Source organism: Sphingomonas bacterium, assembly GCF_903642285.1.
Lineage (GTDB): Bacteria > Pseudomonadota > Alphaproteobacteria > Sphingomonadales > Sphingomonadaceae > Sphingomonas.
The window spans coordinates 1-17,205 of record NZ_CAHJWJ010000016.1 but is presented as its reverse complement, the minus strand read 5'-3'; the positions used below and the strand labels follow the sequence as shown (position 1 = coordinate 17,205).

General features: G+C 66.6%; 20 protein-coding genes. 15 read left to right on the top strand and 5 right to left on the bottom strand.

What is annotated here, in order from left to right; all coding sequences use genetic code 11:
- Positions 1 to 39: 39 nt before the first annotated feature.
- Genes HUU99_RS09485 through HUU99_RS09475 form a run of 3 tightly spaced genes read right to left on the bottom strand, consistent with a single transcriptional unit; the run spans position 40 to position 2,428 of the window.
- Positions 40 to 996 carry an alpha/beta hydrolase gene (locus HUU99_RS09485; protein ID WP_254603094.1) on the bottom strand — a complete coding sequence of 319 codons (957 nt, stop codon included), beginning with the start codon at positions 994 to 996 and terminating at the stop codon, positions 40 to 42.
- On the bottom strand, positions 972 to 1,640 hold the full coding sequence (locus tag HUU99_RS09480; protein ID WP_174286337.1) for a nitroreductase: 669 nt from the start codon (positions 1,638 to 1,640) through the stop codon (positions 972 to 974). Before HUU99_RS09480 ends, HUU99_RS09485 begins: the two co-directional genes overlap by 25 nt.
- A 5-nt stretch (positions 1,641 to 1,645) precedes the next feature.
- Complete coding sequence (locus HUU99_RS09475) at positions 1,646 to 2,428, bottom strand: crotonase/enoyl-CoA hydratase family protein (protein WP_174286336.1); 783 nt, start codon at positions 2,426 to 2,428, stop codon at positions 1,646 to 1,648.
- A gap of 96 nt (positions 2,429 to 2,524) precedes the next feature.
- Here HUU99_RS09475 and HUU99_RS09470 point away from each other — a divergent pair, with 96 nt between their 5' ends.
- From HUU99_RS09470 to HUU99_RS09460, 3 genes are read left to right on the top strand one after another with little or no spacing between them, the layout of a single operon-like run.
- A complete protein-coding gene (locus HUU99_RS09470; RefSeq protein ID WP_254603092.1) occupies positions 2,525 to 2,944 on the top strand; it encodes a PaaI family thioesterase in 420 nt (139 codons plus the stop codon).
- Positions 2,941 to 3,342: a PaaI family thioesterase gene (locus tag HUU99_RS09465; protein WP_174286335.1), complete on the top strand. Its 402-nt coding sequence runs from the start codon at positions 2,941 to 2,943 to the stop codon at positions 3,340 to 3,342. Before HUU99_RS09470 ends, HUU99_RS09465 begins: the two co-directional genes overlap by 4 nt.
- A gap of 4 nt (positions 3,343 to 3,346) precedes the next feature.
- Positions 3,347 to 3,859 carry an AAA family ATPase gene (locus HUU99_RS09460; protein ID WP_174286334.1) on the top strand — a complete coding sequence of 171 codons (513 nt, stop codon included), beginning with the start codon at positions 3,347 to 3,349 and terminating at the stop codon, positions 3,857 to 3,859.
- On the opposite strand, the gene HUU99_RS09455 is transcribed toward HUU99_RS09460, so the two are convergent.
- On the bottom strand, positions 3,856 to 5,142 hold the full coding sequence (locus HUU99_RS09455) for a PQQ-dependent sugar dehydrogenase (protein WP_174286333.1): 1,287 nt from the start codon (positions 5,140 to 5,142) through the stop codon (positions 3,856 to 3,858). The genes HUU99_RS09460 and HUU99_RS09455 overlap by 4 nt on opposite strands.
- A 180-nt stretch (positions 5,143 to 5,322) precedes the next feature.
- Here HUU99_RS09455 and rimP point away from each other — a divergent pair, with 180 nt between their 5' ends.
- Genes rimP through HUU99_RS09440 form a run of 3 tightly spaced genes read left to right on the top strand, consistent with a single transcriptional unit; the run spans position 5,323 to position 7,738 of the window.
- A complete protein-coding gene (gene rimP / locus HUU99_RS09450) occupies positions 5,323 to 5,898 on the top strand; it encodes a ribosome maturation protein RimP (RefSeq protein ID WP_174286332.1) in 576 nt (191 codons plus the stop codon).
- Positions 5,898 to 7,505 (top strand): transcription termination factor NusA, encoded by a 1,608-nt coding sequence (gene nusA / locus HUU99_RS09445; protein WP_174286331.1) that lies wholly within the window; start codon positions 5,898 to 5,900, stop codon positions 7,503 to 7,505. Before rimP ends, nusA begins: the two co-directional genes overlap by 1 nt.
- Positions 7,505 to 7,738 (top strand): tautomerase family protein, encoded by a 234-nt coding sequence (locus HUU99_RS09440; protein ID WP_174286330.1) that lies wholly within the window; start codon positions 7,505 to 7,507, stop codon positions 7,736 to 7,738. Before nusA ends, HUU99_RS09440 begins: the two co-directional genes overlap by 1 nt.
- A 121-nt stretch (positions 7,739 to 7,859) precedes the next feature.
- Here the strand turns inward: HUU99_RS09440 and HUU99_RS09435 are convergent, their stop codons facing one another.
- On the bottom strand, positions 7,860 to 8,213 hold the full coding sequence (locus HUU99_RS09435; protein WP_174286390.1) for a GIY-YIG nuclease family protein: 354 nt from the start codon (positions 8,211 to 8,213) through the stop codon (positions 7,860 to 7,862).
- A gap of 13 nt (positions 8,214 to 8,226) precedes the next feature.
- On the opposite strand from HUU99_RS09435, the gene HUU99_RS09430 reads away from it, so the two are divergent.
- The 9 genes from HUU99_RS09430 to pnp all read left to right on the top strand — a co-directional run.
- Positions 8,227 to 8,934, top strand: a complete 708-nt coding sequence (locus HUU99_RS09430; protein ID WP_174286329.1) for a DUF448 domain-containing protein — start codon at positions 8,227 to 8,229, stop codon at positions 8,932 to 8,934.
- Positions 8,931 to 11,633 (top strand): translation initiation factor IF-2, encoded by a 2,703-nt coding sequence (infB, locus tag HUU99_RS09425; RefSeq protein ID WP_174286328.1) that lies wholly within the window; start codon positions 8,931 to 8,933, stop codon positions 11,631 to 11,633. Before HUU99_RS09430 ends, infB begins: the two co-directional genes overlap by 4 nt.
- A gap of 143 nt (positions 11,634 to 11,776) precedes the next feature.
- Entirely contained in the window at positions 11,777 to 12,175 is a 399-nt protein-coding gene (rbfA, locus tag HUU99_RS09420; RefSeq protein ID WP_174286327.1) for a 30S ribosome-binding factor RbfA, read from the top strand.
- Between the two features lie 31 nt (positions 12,176 to 12,206).
- Positions 12,207 to 12,491 carry an AbrB/MazE/SpoVT family DNA-binding domain-containing protein gene (locus tag HUU99_RS09415; protein WP_174286326.1) on the top strand — a complete coding sequence of 95 codons (285 nt, stop codon included), beginning with the start codon at positions 12,207 to 12,209 and terminating at the stop codon, positions 12,489 to 12,491.
- Positions 12,458 to 12,877 carry a type II toxin-antitoxin system VapC family toxin gene (locus HUU99_RS09410; protein ID WP_217430809.1) on the top strand — a complete coding sequence of 140 codons (420 nt, stop codon included), beginning with the start codon at positions 12,458 to 12,460 and terminating at the stop codon, positions 12,875 to 12,877. The genes HUU99_RS09415 and HUU99_RS09410 overlap by 34 nt, the downstream gene beginning before the upstream one ends.
- Positions 12,877 to 13,479: a thymidine kinase gene (locus HUU99_RS09405; RefSeq protein WP_174286324.1), complete on the top strand. Its 603-nt coding sequence runs from the start codon at positions 12,877 to 12,879 to the stop codon at positions 13,477 to 13,479. Before HUU99_RS09410 ends, HUU99_RS09405 begins: the two co-directional genes overlap by 1 nt.
- A gap of 10 nt (positions 13,480 to 13,489) precedes the next feature.
- Positions 13,490 to 14,482, top strand: a complete 993-nt coding sequence (gene truB / locus HUU99_RS09400; RefSeq protein WP_174286323.1) for a tRNA pseudouridine(55) synthase TruB — start codon at positions 13,490 to 13,492, stop codon at positions 14,480 to 14,482.
- On the top strand, positions 14,479 to 14,748 hold the full coding sequence (gene rpsO / locus HUU99_RS09395; RefSeq protein WP_174286322.1) for a 30S ribosomal protein S15: 270 nt from the start codon (positions 14,479 to 14,481) through the stop codon (positions 14,746 to 14,748). Before truB ends, rpsO begins: the two co-directional genes overlap by 4 nt.
- A gap of 216 nt (positions 14,749 to 14,964) precedes the next feature.
- A partial coding sequence (gene pnp / locus HUU99_RS09390; RefSeq protein WP_174286321.1) for a polyribonucleotide nucleotidyltransferase occupies positions 14,965 to 17,205 on the top strand: 2,241 nt, incomplete at its 3' end.

Sequence of the window (17,205 nt, the reverse complement as noted above, 5' to 3'; positions counted from 1 at the left end):
CGGGATGACGACTCTAGCGACTGATCCGGTAGATAAGCGTCAGCGACGCGAGACCAACGCCACGATCGGTGCGACGAAGCCGTCCGCGATCGGCAGCGAGGAATCGCTGTAGGTCGCGACGTTCGCCGCCCGGTCGTCGCTGCCGACATGCTTCAGCACGTGGTTCGCACCCTCGACGAGCACGAGATGCGCGCGCGGATCCGCCGCCGCCAAACGCTTGGCATCCGCGACCGACACCTGGATATCGCGCGTCCCCTGGAGGATCAGCACCGGCCCATGATAGGCCACGATCAGCGTCGCCGGGTCATAGCCGAGCGTGCTTTGCCAATAGGTCGCGAGTTGCGGCGGGAAAAGCCGGGCGATCGGCGGCGGCGTGGCGGGATCGACCGGACGCCCTGCCGCCGCGGCCGCGATCGCAGCGTCGAGCGTCGGTAACAACGGAGCAGCCCCGGGATTGACCGCAATCTGTTCGCGCAGCACCACGCCCAGCGGCCGACCCGCGGCGGAGACGAGGATCAGCCCACAGATATCGGTCGCATCCTGCCCAGCCACCAGCGCGACCAGCCCACCCTCGCTATGCCCCAGTACCCAGACGCACGGCGCGCCGGTGCGCGCGCGGATGACCTTCGCCCAGGCGTGAACGTCGGCGGCATAGTCCGCCATGGTGACATGATTGGCATCGGGGATCGCGGCCTTGCTACCGAACATCCCACGCTTGTCGATTCGCACGCTCGCCACGCCCTTCGCGGCCAACGCTTCCGCGAGCAGACGATAGGGCGCGGCCGTAATCCCCAATGCATTGTTGCCGTCGCGGTCGGTCGGCCCCGAGCCGGGGACGATGATAACGACCGGTCGCCCCGTGCCCTCGCCAAGCAGCGTCCCGGCCAGCGGCCCGTTCGGTCCCGGTGCCTCGACCGGAATGCCCGCCGCCCCGGTCGCCAGCGCCGCCGCCATCGCCAATCCCCACATCGTCACGCCCCCCTGATCGTCAGCCACTCCGCTTTATCGGCGCGCGCACTCCGAGTCCGGTTCGCCGGTTCAGCGACGTTCTCATACCCGATCGCCACCCCGCAAAAGAGCATCCGCTCCGCCGGCGTCTCGATCACCGCGCCGACGGTATCGGGATACATCGCCCAGCATTCCTGCGGGCACGTCGCGAGGCCCGCCTCGACCGCCAGCAGCATCAGGTTCTGGAGATACATCCCCAGGTCCGCCCATTGCGGCGGTCCCATGCCGCGATCGACCGTCACGAAATAGGCGGCGGGTGCACCGAAGAACCGGAAGTTGCGCGCGAACCAGGCGCGGCGTCCATCGCGATCCTCGCGCGGGATGCCGAGATGGCCATACAGCGCCTCGCCGATCGCGGCGCGGCGGTCCGAATAGGGCGCGGCGAGCTTCGGCGGATAGACCGCATAGGCCGCCGTCTCGATGTCGCCGCGCGCCAGCTTCCCGGCCATCGTCGCCTTCAACCCGGCGATCGTATCCCCCATCACGATGTCGACATGCCAAGGCTGAAGATTGCCCCCCGTCGCGGCGCGTGCGGCGCGGATGGCAAGCGACTCCAGCGTTTCGCGCGGCACCGGCCGGTCGAGGAACCCGCGGACGGAGCGCCGCGTGGCGATGGCGTGGCCGACGTCCATCCCGGTCAATCCGCGAATCGGGGCAGGCGTTTTTCCATGTTCGCCATTACCGCCTCGCGCTGGTTGGGGGTGCGGATGATGGCCATCTGTTCGTCGCTTTCCGCCTGAAGCAGCGTATCACCATCGGCATCCGCGGCAAGCGTAAACAGCCGCTTCGCGGCGCGGATCGCTTGCGGGTTACGGCCAGCGATCACGGCCGCGAGCGCCATGGCCTCGGCACGCGGATCGTCGGCGATGCGGGTGACGAAGCCGTGGCGCAGCGCCTCGTCCGCGTCGAACTCGCGCGCGGTGTAGGTCAGTTCGCGCAGCACGTCGTCGCGCGCCAGCGTCCGCCACAGCGCGACCCCCGCCATGTCCGGTACCAGACCCCAATGCGTCTCGCGGACCGCAAAGCGCGTGCCCGGCGCAGCGATGCGGACGTCCGCGCCCGACATGATCTGAAAACCACCGCCGAACGCGACGCCGTGGACCGCAGCGATCACCGGCATCGGCAGCGTCCGCCACCCCCAGGCGATATGCTGCATCAGGTTCGCGGGGCCATGCGTACGCTCGCCAAGCGCGTTCCCCGATCCCCCGCTTTGCATCGATGCCATGTCGAGCCCGGCGCAGAACGCCCGCCCCTCGCCCGACAACACTGCGCAGCGGACATCCGTCATCCCTGCCAGCCGCTCGACCGCGCCAGCGATGCCGTCGACCAGCGCGGCGTCGAGCGCGTTCATCTTGTCCGCGCGCGCCAGGCGAACGTCGGCGACATGGTCGGCGACCGCGATCGTCACGCATTCGGTCATGGCGCGCATCCTCTCGTCGTTATCCCGCCGACCTATCGCTCGCCGCCCCGCTCCGCAATGTTGCACGCGGTGCCCCCTCGTGTAGAGCGCCACGCGATGGCGGGTTTCGATCTCGAGCGCTTCATGCGCGGCAAAATGGGCGGTCATGCCGGGCTGCTCGGTATCGGCTATCAGGATCAGGGCGATGGCTGGGTCGAACTCGCCTTGCCCTATGACGCCGCGCAGATCGGCGATCCGTCGCGCGGTATCATCGCATCCGGTCCGATCCTGACGCTGATGGACATGGCGACCAGCATGTCGGTCTGGGTGAAGCGCGGCGTTTTCTCCCCGCAGGCGACGCTGGACCTGCGCGTCGACTATCTGCGTCCGGCGACGCCTGACCGGACGGTGATCGGGCGCGGCGAATGCATCCGCGTGACCCGGTCGATCGCATTCGTGCGCGGTCAGGCGCATGACGGCGACCCGGCCGATCCGCTCGCGCATGTCGCGGGCACGTTCATGGTGCTCGACGCATGACGGCCGCGCTGCCGCCCTATGCCGAACTGCTCGGGCTGACCGTCGAGACTGGCGACGACGGGACGCCGTTACTGGTCATGCCGTTCCGCGACGAGGTCCTCGGCCGGCCCGGTTTCCTGCACGGCGGTGCCATCGGCGGGCTGCTGGAAATGGCGGCGATCGCCGCGCTTCGACATGCGCTGGCGGATGACGGGGCTACGGAGCCGGGGGCCCGGATCAAGCCGGTCAACGTCACCGTCGATTACATGCGCGGCGGGCGCGACAAGCCCACCTACGGCATGGGCATCGTTACCCGGCTCGGCACCCGCGTCGCCAATGTCGAGGCGATCGCCTGGCAGGACGATCGCACCAAACCGATCGCCGCGGCGCGGATGAATTACCTGATCGCGCGGGAGTGATCCGTTGAGCGCCGCGACCGTACATTTGATCTGCGGATCGACCGGTGCCGGCAAGACGACCTATGCGATACGGCTCGCCGACGAACTTGGCGCGCTGCGCTTTTCCATCGACGAATGGATGACCGCGCTGTTCTGGATGGACTCGCCGCAGCCGATCGATCCAGAATGGGCAATCGCGCGGGTCGAGCGTGCCGGCGCGATGATCTGGCGTATCGCGGTCGATGCCGCGCATCGCGGCGTGCCGTCGGTCCTGGAAGTCGGGCTTACGACACGCCAAGCGCGTACGCGATCAGCCGAACGCGCGGCCGCGGAAGGACTGGCCGTTCGATTGCATTTCCTCGATGTCTTGCCGGACGAGCGTTGGGGGCGTGTGGCTGAGCGCAATACGCGGCTCGGCGAGGAAACGCAGCTCGGCTTCGCGATCACCCGCGAGATGTTCGATTTTGTCGAGGCGATGTGGGAAGCGCCCGATGCCGACGAGATGGCAGCGATGAACGGCGTGCGCGTCTCCTATTAACCCTTCGGCGTCAGCCGCAGCAGCCGGCCGCCCGAACCCCTTCCGCCGTCCTCCAGCAGCCAGATCGCGCCGTCGGGTGCCTGCGCTACATCGCGGATGCGCGTGCCCATGCCCCATTGGTCCATCGCCTTCGCGCTCGCGCCGTCCAGCGCGACGCGAATCAGCGATTCGTCCCCGAGGCCGGCGATGAACAGCGATCCCTTATATTGCGGGAACATAGCGCCCGAATAATAGATCATCCCGCCGGGCGAGATCGAAGGGTTCCACCACAGGGCCGGTGCCGCGAGATCGGGGCGGCTCGGATGATCGGGGATCGGCCGCCCGCTGTAATTGTCGCCGTTCGAGACGATCGGCCAGCCATAGTTGCGACCGGGTTCGATCAGGTTCAGCTCGTCGCCGCCCTTTGGCCCCATCTCCTCCTCCCACAGCCGTCCGTCGGGGACGAAGACGAGGCCGTAGGGATTGCGGTGGCCGCTGGTCCAGGTCTGTGCGCGCACCCCGCCCGCCTTGTAGTCGGGATTGCCAGGCCACGCCTTGCCGTCGAGCGTCAGATGCAGGATCTTGCCGAGCGCCTGGTCGGGGTCCTGCGCCGGGCTGAACCGCTGGCGCTCGCCCGAGGTCAGGAACAACGATTTGCCGTCGGGGGCGAATGTTATCTTTGCGCCGAACTGGCCACCGGGGCCATATGAGCCCGAACGCCAGATGACAGTCGGGTTATTCAGCAACATGGGATGATGGGTCTCGCCGGGTGGGCAATCCGCAGCCTTTCCGACGTGGCAACCCGCAGTCCAGACTCCCAGGTTCGCGCGGGCGAGGACGAGTTGACTGCCGACCGGAGCCGGTTCGGAATAGCTGAGGTAAATCGTGCCATCGGCCGCAACCGCGACATCGAGCAGTCCGCCCTGTCCTCCGGCCGCCACCGCCTGTACGCCAGCTACATCACGCACCGCACCGTCTGGGTAGCGGACTTTGAGCGTTCCTCCCTTCTCCGTCACCAGCAGCGAACCGTCCGGCAGGAACGCCATCGCGAATGGTTCATCGAACTGGCCGATCATCTGGACCGTGAACGGCGGCTTCGTCTGCGGCAGGTTCGCGCGACCCGTCGTCGCGGGCACATTCCTAATATTGGTGACGGGCGCATTCTGCGGCACCGGCTGGTCCGCGCCCGCGGGCTGCGGGCCTTGCGGACCCTGAACCGCGGAGTTTCCTCGATCGGCCTGCTGCGGCTGCGCGCTGCACGCGGTTCCGATCATCAAGGTGGCGAGCAAGGCGTGACGGACCATGGCGTTCTCTTTCGCGATTGAAGTGTCTCGACAACGTCCCGCCGCACCCGCCGGTTGCGCGCTTGCGGACACGCATCGCCCGACGTATAGCGCGCTTGCTTACTCGACATCGTCATCGGTGAAGAGGCTGCGGGGTCCTACTCCGCGGCGGCAACGCCCCGTACCCGATTCGCGAGCTGCATGACCGACACCGCCGCCCTCACCCGACTGATCGAACCCGAAGCCTCCGCACTCGGCTTCGCGCTCGTCCGCGTGAAGATGACCGGCGGGAAGTCGGACCCGACCTTGCAGGTGATGGCGGAGCATCCCGAGACCCGCCAGCTGATGATCGAGGATTGCGCCGCCTTGTCGCGCCGCATCTCCGACGTGTTCGACGCGCTGGAGGCGGAGGGCCGCGATCCGATCGAGGGGGCGTATCGGCTCGAGGTCAGTTCGCCGGGCATCGACCGGCCGCTGACCCGGCTTGCGGACTATACCGACTGGGCGGGGCATGAGGCGCGCCTCCACCTCGTCGAACCGATCGACGGGCGCAAGCAGCTGACCGGCGACCTGATCGGCGCGGAGGGCGACCGGGTGTCGATCGACGTTCGCGGGCATGGGCCGATGACGGTCGGGTTCGACCGGATCGACGGGGCGAAGCTCATGATGACCGATCGGCTGATCGCGGCGACCCAGCCGCTGTCCGCCGAAGGGGCCGACGAATTCGAGGACGACGAGATGTCCGAAGACGATAGCGTGAAAGAAGGACAGGAATAATGGCCACCGCCGTCACCGCCAACCGTGCGGAACTGATCGCGATCGCGAATTCGGTCGCATCGGAGAAGATGATCGACAAGGGCATCGTCATCGAGGCGATGGAGGACGCGATCCAGCGCGCCGCCCGCTCGCGCTACGGCGCGGAGAACGATATCCGCGCGAAGCTCGATCCGACGACCGGCGACCTCCGTTTGTGGCGTGTCGTCGAGGTCGTCGAGGGCGTCGACGATTATTTCAAGCAGGTATCCGTCAAGGACGCGCAGAAGCTGCAGGACGGCGCGGTCGTCGGCGACTACATCGTCGATCCGCTGCCCCCGATCGAATTCGGCCGGATCGCTGCGCAGGCCGCCAAGCAGGTTATCTTCCAGAAGGTCCGCGACGCCGAGCGCGAGCGCCAGTTCGAGGAATATAAGGACCGCGCGGGCGAGATCATCACCGGCGTCGTCAAGCGCGTCGAGTTCGGGCATGTCGTCGTCGACCTGGGCCGCGCCGAAGGCGTCATCCGCCGCGACGCGCAGATCCCGCGCGAAGTGGTGCGCGTCAACGACCGCATCCGCTCGCTGATCCTGAAGGTGGTGCGCGAGAATCGCGGCCCGCAGATATTCCTCAGCCGCGCGCATCCCGACTTCATGAAGAAGCTGTTCGCGCAGGAAGTGCCCGAAATCTACGACGGCATCATCGAGATCAAGGCGGCCGCGCGCGATCCGGGCAGCCGCGCGAAGATCGGCGTCATCAGCCACGACAGCAGCATCGACCCCGTCGGCGCATGCGTCGGCATGAAGGGCAGCCGCGTCCAGGCCGTCGTGCAGGAGATGCAGGGCGAGAAGATCGACATCATCCCCTGGTCGCCCGACACCGCGACCTTCGTCGTCAACGCGCTCCAGCCCGCCTCCGTATCGCGCGTCGTGATCGACGAGGAAGAGGACCGGATCGAGGTCGTGGTTCCCGACGACCAGCTGAGTCTCGCCATCGGCCGTCGCGGCCAGAATGTCCGCCTCGCCAGCCAGCTGACAGGCAAGGCGATCGATATCCTGACCGAGGCCGATGCGAGCGAGAAGCGCCAGAAGGAATTCGTCGAGCGTTCGGCGATGTTCGAGAAGGAACTCGACGTCGACGAGACGCTGGCGCAATTGCTGGTCGCCGAAGGCTTCAGCGCGCTGGAAGAAGTCGCTTATGTCGAGGTCGAGGAGATCGCCTCGATCGAGGGGTTTGACGAAGACCTCGCCGCTGAATTGCAAAGCCGCGCGACCGAGGCGCTGGAACGCCGCGACGCTGCCAGCAAGGAAGAGCGTACCGCGCTCGGTGTCGAGGACGAACTGGCGGCGATCCCGTATCTGACCGAGGCGATGCTGGTGACGCTCGGCAAGGCGGGAATCAAGACGCTCGACGACTTGGCCGATCTCGCAACCGACGAACTGGTCGAAAAGAAGCGCGTCGAACCGCGTCGCCGCAACGACGATGCGCCCAAGCGGCCCGAGCCCAAGGGCGGCATCCTGTCCGAATATGGTCTCAGCGACGAACAGGGCAACGAGATCATCATGGCGGCGCGCGCCCACTGGTTCGAGGACGAACCTGCTGCTGCGTCATCGGGGGGTGAAGACGCCTGATGCCCTTCGTGTCGATCCGGATCTCGGGCACCGCCAGCAAGGACCAGAAAGCGGGGATTGTGGCCGACGTCACGTCCTCGCTGGTCGCGCGGCTCGGCAAGAACCCGGCCGCGGTGCAGATCGTGATCGAAGAGGTGTCGACCGAAAACTACGGCGCGGGCGGCCTTCTGATCGCCGACCGCGACGCGAAACCCGTTACGCAGGAGGACGCACATGCGGAATCCTCGCAATGAGGCGCTGAGGTTCAACCTCCGTCATGCCGGGCTCGTCCCGGCATCCAGGGTAGGTCGCGCCGACGATGCCGCTGTACCCTGCGGCTCTGGATGCCAGGACAAGCCCGGCATGACGGACGGATTAGGACAGCGGTTCCAAACCCAGGTCGACCGCCAAGTCTCGCCAGCGTGGATTGTCGCGCTCGATCAGGTTGAGTTTGTAAGCGCGGGGCCATTTTTTGATCCGCTTCTCGACGGTGATGGCGGCTTCCATCGTATCTGCGACATCGAACCAGACGAGCGTTGTCACGCCGTAGCGCCTGGTGAACCCGCCGAACGTGCTTTCACGGTGTTGGATCACCCTGCCGATCAAGTTCGACGTGACGCCGATATACAGCGTCCCGTTGCGCTCGCTCGCCAGGATATAGAGGCAGGGTTGGCGTTCTCGCACGGAAGTCAGTCTGGTTGGCTCTGGATGCCGGGACAAGCCCGGCATGACGGAGCTGCGCATGACTGACCCCATCCGCTCCTGCATCCTGACGCGCGACCGCGACGGGCGCGATCACCTGATCCGACTCGCGGTCTCCCCCGACGGTGTCGTGCTGCCCGATATCCGCGCCAAGGCCCCCGGACGCGGCGCGTGGATCGGCGTTCCGCGCGGCGAACTGGAAACCGCGATCGCCAAGAAGAAACTGCGCGGCGCGCTGGCGCGGGCGTTCAAGGGCGCGGCGATCACGATCCCCGACGATTTGCCGCGGATGATCGCCGTCGCACTCGAACGCAATGCGCTCGACCGGCTCGGGCTCGAAGCGAAGACGGGCACGCTGATGACGGGCTCCGAACGGATCGAAACCGCGGCACGCAGCGGCAAGCTGCATGCGCTCTACCACGCCTCGGACGCCGGTACCGACGGCAACCGCAAGCTGGATCAGGCGTGGCGGATCGGATCGGATCGCGAAGGCAGTGACGTCCGGGGCTTGGCACTGCCCATCGACCGCACCATATTGGGGTTGGCGCTAGGCCGCGGGAATGTGGTACATATCGGCCTGACCGACCGCGCTGCGGCAAAGCGGGTGAGCGATGCGCTCGGCCGCTGGCTGCATTTCGTCGGCCCCGATCTTCCCCCGGTACCTTGCGAAACGGCCTCGCAAGGGCCATCGGCGTCCGGACTTTCCGGCGACCTACCGGCCGTGACGACACACGAGGAATTTGAGTGAGCGACACCGACAACGAAAAGCCGAAGCTCGGCATGCGCACGCCTTTGGGCGTCAAGCGCACGGTCGAAACCGGCAAGGTGAAGCAGAGCTTCAGCCATGGCCGTTCGAACACGGTCGTGGTCGAAGTGAAGCGCCGTCGCGTGCTCGGCCCGGGCGGCGCAGCGCCCGAAGCCCAGGTTCAGGAGGGATCCCGGATCGAGGCCGCGACCCCAGCGCCGGTCGCGACCGCGCCACAGCCCGCCCAGCCTCGCGCGCCGGTCAGTAATCTGTCGGCGCAGGAACGCCAGGCGCTGCTGCTGCGCGAAGCCGAAGACCAGCGCATGCACACGCTGGAAGATGCGCGCCGCCGCGAGGAGAGCGATCGCCAGCGTGCGGCCGAGGACGAACGGCTTCGTATCGAGGAGAATCGGCGAGTCCAGATGGATCCGCCCGTTGCACCCGAGCCGGCCGTGCCCGAGCCCGCCCCGGTCGAAGCCGCTGCGCCGTCCGAAGTCGCGCCCCGCCACGAGCCCGAGGTCGCGAAAGCCGCACCTGCGCCGAAGACATCCGATCCGGTTGCCGCACCTGCGCCGATCACGTCGCTCGAGCCCGATCCGTCGATGCCCGCCCCCCGGCGCTTCTCGCCGGTCGCGCGGCCCGAACGGCCTTCGCCGCCACCACCCCCCGCAGCGGCAAAGCCGACTGCGCCGGCGGCCGCAGCCGCGGCGTCGACTGCCGGACGTGCGCTGCCCGCGGGCACCGCGACCCCGCGAAACGCCCTGCCCGGGCGTCCGTCGCTCCGCGATCGCAAGGGTGACGATCGCCGCCAATCGGGCAAGCTGACCGTCAACCGCGCGCTGGGCGACGGTGACGGCGCGCGTGCCCGCAGCCTCGCCGCGCTGAAGCGTGCGCGCGAGAAGGAACGCCGCGGCATCGGCGGCCCGCGCGAGGCGCAGGCCAAGCAGGTCCGCGACGTCGCCGTGCCCGACGCGATCACCGTCCAGGAACTGGCGATCCGCATGGCGGAAAAGGGCGCGGATCTGGTCAAGGCATTGTTCAAGATGGGCATGCCGGTCACGCTGACGCAGACGATCGACCAGGATACCGCCGAACTGCTGGTGACCGAATTCGGCCACAACATCACCCGCGTCAGCGACAGCGATGCCGATCTGGCGATCGATACGGTCGAGGAAGAGGATGGCGATCTGCTGCCGCGTCCCGCCGTCGTCACCATCATGGGGCACGTCGACCACGGCAAGACCAGTTTGCTCGACGCGCTGCGCGGCACCGACGTCGCCCGCGGCGAAGCGGGCGGGATAACGCAGCATATCGGCGCGTATCAGGTGACCCTGAAGGACAAGTCGAAGGTCACCTTCCTTGATACGCCCGGCCATGAGGCGTTCACGCAGATGCGTGCCCGCGGCGCGGACGTGACCGACATCGTCGTGCTGGTCGTCGCCGCTGACGACGGCCTGATGCCGCAGACGGTGGAGGCGATCGCGCATACCAAGGCCGCGGGCGTCCCGATGATCGTCGCGATCAACAAGGTCGACAAGGAAGGCGCCAATCCGCAAAAGGTACGCGAGCGCCTGTTGAGCGAAGAAGTCGTCGTCGAGGACATGGGCGGCGACGTCCAGGACGTCGAGGTGTCCGCGCTGAAGAAGACCGGGCTGGACGAACTGATCGAGAAGATCCAACTCCAGGCCGAACTGCTCGAACTGCGCGCCAACCCCGATCGTCCGGCCGAGGGCACGGTGATCGAGGCCAAGCTGGACAAGGGTCGCGGCCCCGTCGCGACGGTGCTGGTCAACCGCGGCACGCTGAAGGTCGGAGATATCTTCGTCATCGGTGCGGAAAGCGGCAAGGTCCGCGCGCTGGTCGATGACAAGGGCAAGCAGGTCAAGGAAGCCGGCCCGGCGATGCCGGTCGAGGTCCTGGGACTTTCCGGTGTGCCTTCGGCGGGCGATCCGCTGCAGGTCGTCGAGAACGAGGCGCGGGCGCGCGAAGTCGCGGAATACCGTCGCGGCGTCCTGACCGACAAGCGGACCACATCGGCCCCGGCCAGCCTGGAATCGATGTTCTCCGCGCTGAAGGAAAAGCAGGCGATCGAATATCCGCTGGTCGTGAAGGCGGACACGCAAGGCACGGTCGAGGCGATCGTCGGCGCGATCAACAAGATCTCGACCGACCTCATCAAGGCGCGCGTGCTGCATTCGGGCGTCGGCGGCATCACCGAAAGCGACGTCACGCTGGCGGGTGCATCGGGTGCCCCGATCATCGGCTTCAACGTGCGCCCCAATGCCAAGGCGCGCGAGATCGCCGAGCGCCAGAAGGTCGCGTTCAAATATTACGACGTGATCTACGATCTGGTCGACGAGATCAGGGCGGGCATGGCGGGCGAACTCGGGCCGGAAGCGTTCGAGACGGTCGTCGGCCGCGCCGAAATCCGCGAGGTGTTCTCGGCGGGCAAACATGGTCGTGCGGCGGGTCTGCTGGTCACCGAAGGCGTCATCCGCAAGGCGCTGAAAGCCCGCATCACGCGCAACGACGTCATCATCTACCAGGGCGAGATCGCCTCGCTTCGCCGGTTCAAGGACGACGTGCCGGAGGTTCGCGCCGGGCTGGAGTGCGGTGTGACGTTCACGCAGAACTTCACCGACATCAAGGCGGGCGACTTCCTGGAGACGTTCGAGGTCGAGATGCGCGAACGGACGCTGTAATTTCCATTCCCTCTCCCTGCGGGAGAGGGAGGGAGCCGCGGAGCGGCGGAAGGGTGAGGGCAGGTGAGCGGCGCAGATGCTGCCTCACCCTCCACTCGGCTAGCGCCGGGCGGGCCCCTCCCTCTCCTGCCGGAGAGGGAAAGATGAACAAAGACACCCCCGAAAAATCCGTGCGTACGCTGCGCGTCGGCGAGCAAGTGCGTCACGTCCTGTCCGCCATTCTGCAGCGCGGCGACGTGCATGACGACACGCTCGCCAAGCACATGGTCTCGATCACCGAAGTCCGCATGTCGCCCGACCTGCGCCACGCGACGGTCTTCGTGAAGCCGCTGCTCGGCCGCGATGAGGCGGACGTGCTGAAGGCGCTGCGCACCAACACCGCGTACTTGCAGCGCGAGGTCGCACAGGCGGTGAAGACCAAATATGCCGCCAAGCTGAAGTTCTTGGCGGACGAAAGCTTCGACGAGGGCACCCATATCGACACGCTGCTACGCGCGCCGCAGGTGGCGCAGGATCTGGGCGAGGATAGCTCCGTCGATTGACTTCCTACCGAGTAAGACGCATCTTACTTCCATGAACGCTTACACGACCATGTCTGAAAAGGGTCAGATCGTTATCCCCAAGGACGTGCGTTACTCGCTCGGGCTTACGGCGGGTCAGCGGTTTTCGGTCTCGATGGTGGGAAGTGACGTGATCCTGCGGCCGCAATTCGGCAAGTCCGGACGATCGGACGCGGTGATCATGGCGGAAATCCGGGAGATCACGTCGCAGTATAAAGGACGGCCGGTCACCATCGAAGAGATGAATGAGACGATCGCCGATGAATGGTCGAAGAGCGGTTTGCGCGGCGACTGGTGAAAGCTGTCGACACGAATGTCGTATTACGGCTGCTGATTGCGGACGACACCGCACAGACCGAGATTGCCGAGCGTGCGCTCGCGGACCCGGTCTTGGTGACGTTGACGGTCTTGCTGGAAACCGCATGGGTCATGCGCTCGCGATACAGCTTTTCGCGCGCTGCGATCGCATCCGTGCTGCTTCGGTTCATCGATCGTCCTGTGGTGACCGTCGAGGAACCGATGCTGGTCCGCTGGGCGATCGACCGGTTTCACCTCGGAGGTGATTTTGCGGACCTGATCCATCTCGTCTCGGCGCGCTCCGCCACCAGCTTCGCGACATTCGACCGCGCCATCGCCCGCGCTGCCGGTCCCGACAGCCCGATCCCGATCGAAACGCTCGCCTGATGGCCAAGCTGTATTTCTACTATGCCTCGATGAATGCGGGGAAGTCGACCAACCTTCTGCAGGCGGCGTTCAACTATGCCGAGCGGGGAATGGCGACGATGCTGTTCGCCGCGGCGATCGACGACCGGTTCATGGCGGGAACGATCACCTCGCGGATCGGGCTGACCGCACCGGCAACGCCGTTCGATGCGCAGACCGACCTCGCGGCGTGCGTGCGCGAACGGCATGCACAGGATCCGCTGGCGTGCGTGATGGTCGACGAGGCGCAGTTCCTGACGCCCGCGCAAGTCGACCAGCTTGCGCGGCTTTGCGACACGGACGGCATCCCGGTTCTCGCCTATGGTCTTCGCACGGATTTCCGCGGTGATCTGTTCCCGGGATCGGCGCGGCTGCTGGCGATCGCGGACAGTCTGGTCGAGATCAAGTCGGTCTGCACCTGCGGGCGCAAGGCGACGATGAACCTGCGCTTGGATGCGGACGGGCGAGCGATCGCCGAGGGGCAGCAGACCGAGATCGGCGGGAACGATCGCTATGTCGCGCTGTGCCGGCGGCATTTCACGGAGGCGCTCGGCCGACAACCCGCTACCCAGGCGCTGGGTTAGGACCGACGGCATGCATGGCTGGATCATCCTCGACAAGCCGCTGGGCCTGGGGTCGACGCAGGGCGTGTCCGCGGTGAAGCGGGTGCTGCGCGACGCCGGCTACGCGAAGGTCAAGGTCGGGCATGGCGGCACGCTCGATCCGCTGGCGACGGGGGTACTGCCGATCGCGATCGGCGAGGCGACGAAGCTCGCCGGGCGGATGCTCGACAGCGACAAGGTGTATGAGTTCACGATCGGGTTCGGGGTGCAGACGGATACGCTGGACGCGGAAGGCGTGCCGGTGGCGACATCCGATGTGCGGCCGACGCTGGCGGCCGTGGCGGCGGTGCTGCCGCGCTTCACCGGGCCGATCGCACAGGTGCCACCGGCCTATTCCGCGCTCAAGGTCGACGGTGCGCGCGCGTATGACTTGGCGCGGGCAGGGGAAGAGGTGGTGCTGGCGAGCAGGGATGTGGTTGTTCACGCCCTTTCCCGTCATCCCAGCGAAAGCGGGGACGACGCTTCTTGGGCCGACCAGCAGAAGCGGGGCCCCCGCTTTCGCGGGGGTGACGAAGAGCGGGCTGATGACGTCCGGACCGACGAAATCACCCTCACCGCGCATGTCTCAAAGGGCACCTATATCCGCAGCCTCGCGCGCGACATCGCGGTCGCGCTCGGCACCGTCGGCCATGTCACCTATCTCCGCCGCACCAAGTCCGGGCCGTTCGACCTGTCACACGCGATATCGCTGGACATTATGGGCGAAGCCGGTAGAGCGCGCGCACTTGAACACCATCTCCTGCCGTTGAGGGCGGGGCTGGACGACATCCCGGCTCTACCCCTCACCCCCGCCCAGGCAGGAGCGCTCCGACAGGGGCGCGTGCTGGACGGGATCGCCAACGAGGACGGCCGATATCTCGCGTGCGCGGACGATGTTCCGGTCGCGCTGGTGGAGGTCCGGGACGGAAACGTCCGCGTCGTTCGCGGCTTCAATATTGATATGATGTCGAAGGAACACACATGACGATCACCGCAGAACGCCGCCAGGAAGTCATCAAGGAACATGGCCGCGCCGAAGGCGACACCGGTTCCCCCGAGGTGCAGGTCGCCATCCTGACCGAGCGGATCAAGAATCTGACCGGCCATTTCAAGGGTCACGCGAAGGACAACCACTCCCGCCGCGGCCTGCTGATGATGGTCAACAAGCGCCGGTCGCTGCTGGACTATCTCCGTCACAAGGACGGCCAGCGTTATCTCGATCTCATCGCGAAGCTCGGGCTTCGTAAATAACACGAGCGGCTCCCTGCGGGGGGCCGTTTCGCTATCTAATCCTGTTCACCCGCGAAGGCAGGTGCCCAGACTGGGTCCCCGCCTTCGCGGGGACACAAGGCCAGCTAGCAATTCGGCGAACTGGCAGAAGCCACGACAGGCTTCGAACCGCCGCGGGCCGGCTTAGCCCGCACATAGGCCCCGTTCGCATCTGGCGACCGGAGTGAAGGAAACAAGATGTTCGATACCAAGACCGTAAGCACCCAGTGGGGCAACCAGACGCTGACGCTCGAGACGGGCCGCGTCGCCCGCCAGGCGAACGGCGCCGTCCTCGCCACGCTGGGCGAGACCGTCGTGCTGTGCGCCGTCACCGCCGCGCGCACCGTGAAGGAGGGCCAGGATTTCTTCCCGCTCACCGTCCACTATCAGGAGAAATTCTCCGCCAGCGGCCGCATCCCCGGCGGCTTCTTCAAGCGCGAGCGCGGCGCGACCGAGAAGGAGACGCTGACCAGCCGTCTCATCGATCGCCCGCTGCGTCCGCTGTTCCCCGAAGACTTCTACAACGAAGTCAACGTCATTGCCCAAGTGCTGAGCTATGACGGCGAAAACGAGCCCGACATCCTCGCGATGGTCGCCGCATCCGCCGCGCTCACCATCTCGGGCGTGCCCTTCATGGGCCCGATCGGCGCGGCGCGCGTCGGTTATGTGGACGGCGAATATGTCCTGAACCCGACGCTGGAGCAGTCCAAGTCGGGCGATCTCGATCTCGTCGTCGCCGCCACCGGTGCCGCCGTCATGATGGTCGAATCCGAAGCCAAGGAGCTGTCGGAAGAGGTCATGCTGGGCGCGGTCCAGTTCGCGCACAAGGCCTGCCGCGAAGCCGCCAACCTCATCATCGACCTGGCCGAGAAGGCCGCGAAGGATCCGTGGGAAATGGCCGAGCAGGCCGATCTCAGCGCCGCCAAGGACAAGCTGAAGACGCTGATCGGCAAGGACATCGCCGCCGCCTACAAGGTGACGGACAAGTCCAAGCGCTCCGACTTGCTGAACCTCGCCCGCGCCAAGGGCAAGACCGCGTTCGCCGATGCCAGTCCGCAGGACCAGATGGCGGCAGGCAAGCTGATGAAGAAGCTGGAGGCGGAGATCGTCCGCGGCGCCATCCTGAAGGACGGCACCCGCATCGACGGCCGCACCACCACACAGATCCGTCCGATCGAGGCGATGGTGCATTTCCTGCCGCGCGCGCACGGCTCGGCATTGTTCACCCGCGGCGAGACGCAGTCGATCTGCACCACGACGCTCGGCACCCGCGACGCCGAGCAGATGATCGACGGGCTGACCGGGCTCTCGTACGAAAACTTCATGCTGCACTATAATTTCCCGCCCTATTCGGTCGGCGAAGTCGGCCGCTTCGGTGCGCCGGGGCGTCGCGAAGTCGGTCACGGCAAGCTCGCCTGGCGCGCGCTGCATCCGGTGCTGCCGTCGAAGGACGAATTCCCCTACACGATCCGCGTGCTGTCGGACATCACCGAGAGCAACGGCTCCTCGTCGATGGCCACCGTCTGCGGCGGTTCGCTGTCGATGATGGATGCGGGCGTGCCGCTGAAGCGCCCGGTGTCGGGCATCGCGATGGGCCTGATCCTGGAGGGCAAGGACTTCGCGGTCCTGTCCGACATCCTGGGCGACGAGGATCACCTCGGCGACATGGACTTCAAGGTGGCGGGCACGTCCGCGGGCATCACGACGATGCAGATGGACATCAAGATCGCCGGCATCACCGAGGAGATCATGGGCAAGGCGCTGGCGCAGGCCAAGGAAGGCCGCGCGCATATCTTGGGGGAAATGGCCAAGGCGCTGGACCACACGCGCGAGGAACTCTCGGCGCACGCACCGCGCATCGAGACCTTCTCGATCGACAAGTCGAAGATCCGCGAAGTCATCGGCACCGGCGGCAAGGTGATCCGCGAGATCGTCGCGCAGACGGGCGCCAAGGTGGACATCGACGACGAGGGCGTCATCAAGGTCTCGTCCTCCGATCCGGCGCAGATCGACGCCGCGGTCAAGTGGATCAAGGGCCTGGTCGAGGAAGCGGAAGTCGGCAAGGTCTATGACGGCAAGGTCGTCAACCTCGTCGATTTCGGCGCGTTCGTGAACTTCATGGGCGGCAAGGACGGCCTCGTCCACGTCTCCGAGATCCGGGGCGAGCGGGTCGAGAAGGTCTCCGACGTCCTGAGCGAAGGCCAGGACGTCAAGGTCAAGGTCCTCGAGATCGATCCGCGCGGCAAGGTCCGCCTGTCGATGCGGGTCGTCGATCAGGAAACCGGTGCCGAGCTGGAGGACACGCGTCCCGCGCGCGAGCCCAGAAGCGATCGGGGCGAAGGCGGCGACCGTGGTCCGCGTGGACCGCGGCGTGACGGCGACGGTGGCCGTGGTCCGCGCGGCGAAGGCGGCGGCGGTCGCGGTGGCGATCGTGGCGAT

Coding starts and splice junctions, on each gene's coding strand:
- HUU99_RS09480 (WP_174286337.1), bottom strand. CDS start 1,640: ATGGACGTCGGCCACGCCATCGCCACGCGGCGCTCCGTCCGCGGGTTC.
- HUU99_RS09475 (WP_174286336.1), bottom strand. CDS start 2,428: ATGACCGAATGCGTGACGATCGCGGTCGCCGACCATGTCGCCGACGTT.
- HUU99_RS09470 (WP_254603092.1), top strand. CDS start 2,525: ATGGCGGGTTTCGATCTCGAGCGCTTCATGCGCGGCAAAATGGGCGGT.
- HUU99_RS09465 (WP_174286335.1), top strand. CDS start 2,941: ATGACGGCCGCGCTGCCGCCCTATGCCGAACTGCTCGGGCTGACCGTC.
- HUU99_RS09455 (WP_174286333.1), bottom strand. CDS start 5,142: ATGGTCCGTCACGCCTTGCTCGCCACCTTGATGATCGGAACCGCGTGC.
- rimP (WP_174286332.1), top strand. CDS start 5,323: ATGACCGACACCGCCGCCCTCACCCGACTGATCGAACCCGAAGCCTCC.
- nusA (WP_174286331.1), top strand. CDS start 5,898: ATGGCCACCGCCGTCACCGCCAACCGTGCGGAACTGATCGCGATCGCG.
- HUU99_RS09440 (WP_174286330.1), top strand. CDS start 7,505: ATGCCCTTCGTGTCGATCCGGATCTCGGGCACCGCCAGCAAGGACCAG.
- HUU99_RS09435 (WP_174286390.1), bottom strand. CDS start 8,213: ATGCCGGGCTTGTCCCGGCATCCAGAGCCAACCAGACTGACTTCCGTG.
- HUU99_RS09430 (WP_174286329.1), top strand. CDS start 8,227: ATGACTGACCCCATCCGCTCCTGCATCCTGACGCGCGACCGCGACGGG.
- rbfA (WP_174286327.1), top strand. CDS start 11,777: ATGAACAAAGACACCCCCGAAAAATCCGTGCGTACGCTGCGCGTCGGC.
- HUU99_RS09415 (WP_174286326.1), top strand. CDS start 12,207: ATGAACGCTTACACGACCATGTCTGAAAAGGGTCAGATCGTTATCCCC.
- HUU99_RS09410 (WP_217430809.1), top strand. CDS start 12,458: ATGGTCGAAGAGCGGTTTGCGCGGCGACTGGTGAAAGCTGTCGACACG.
- HUU99_RS09405 (WP_174286324.1), top strand. CDS start 12,877: ATGGCCAAGCTGTATTTCTACTATGCCTCGATGAATGCGGGGAAGTCG.
- truB (WP_174286323.1), top strand. CDS start 13,490: ATGCATGGCTGGATCATCCTCGACAAGCCGCTGGGCCTGGGGTCGACG.
- rpsO (WP_174286322.1), top strand. CDS start 14,479: ATGACGATCACCGCAGAACGCCGCCAGGAAGTCATCAAGGAACATGGC.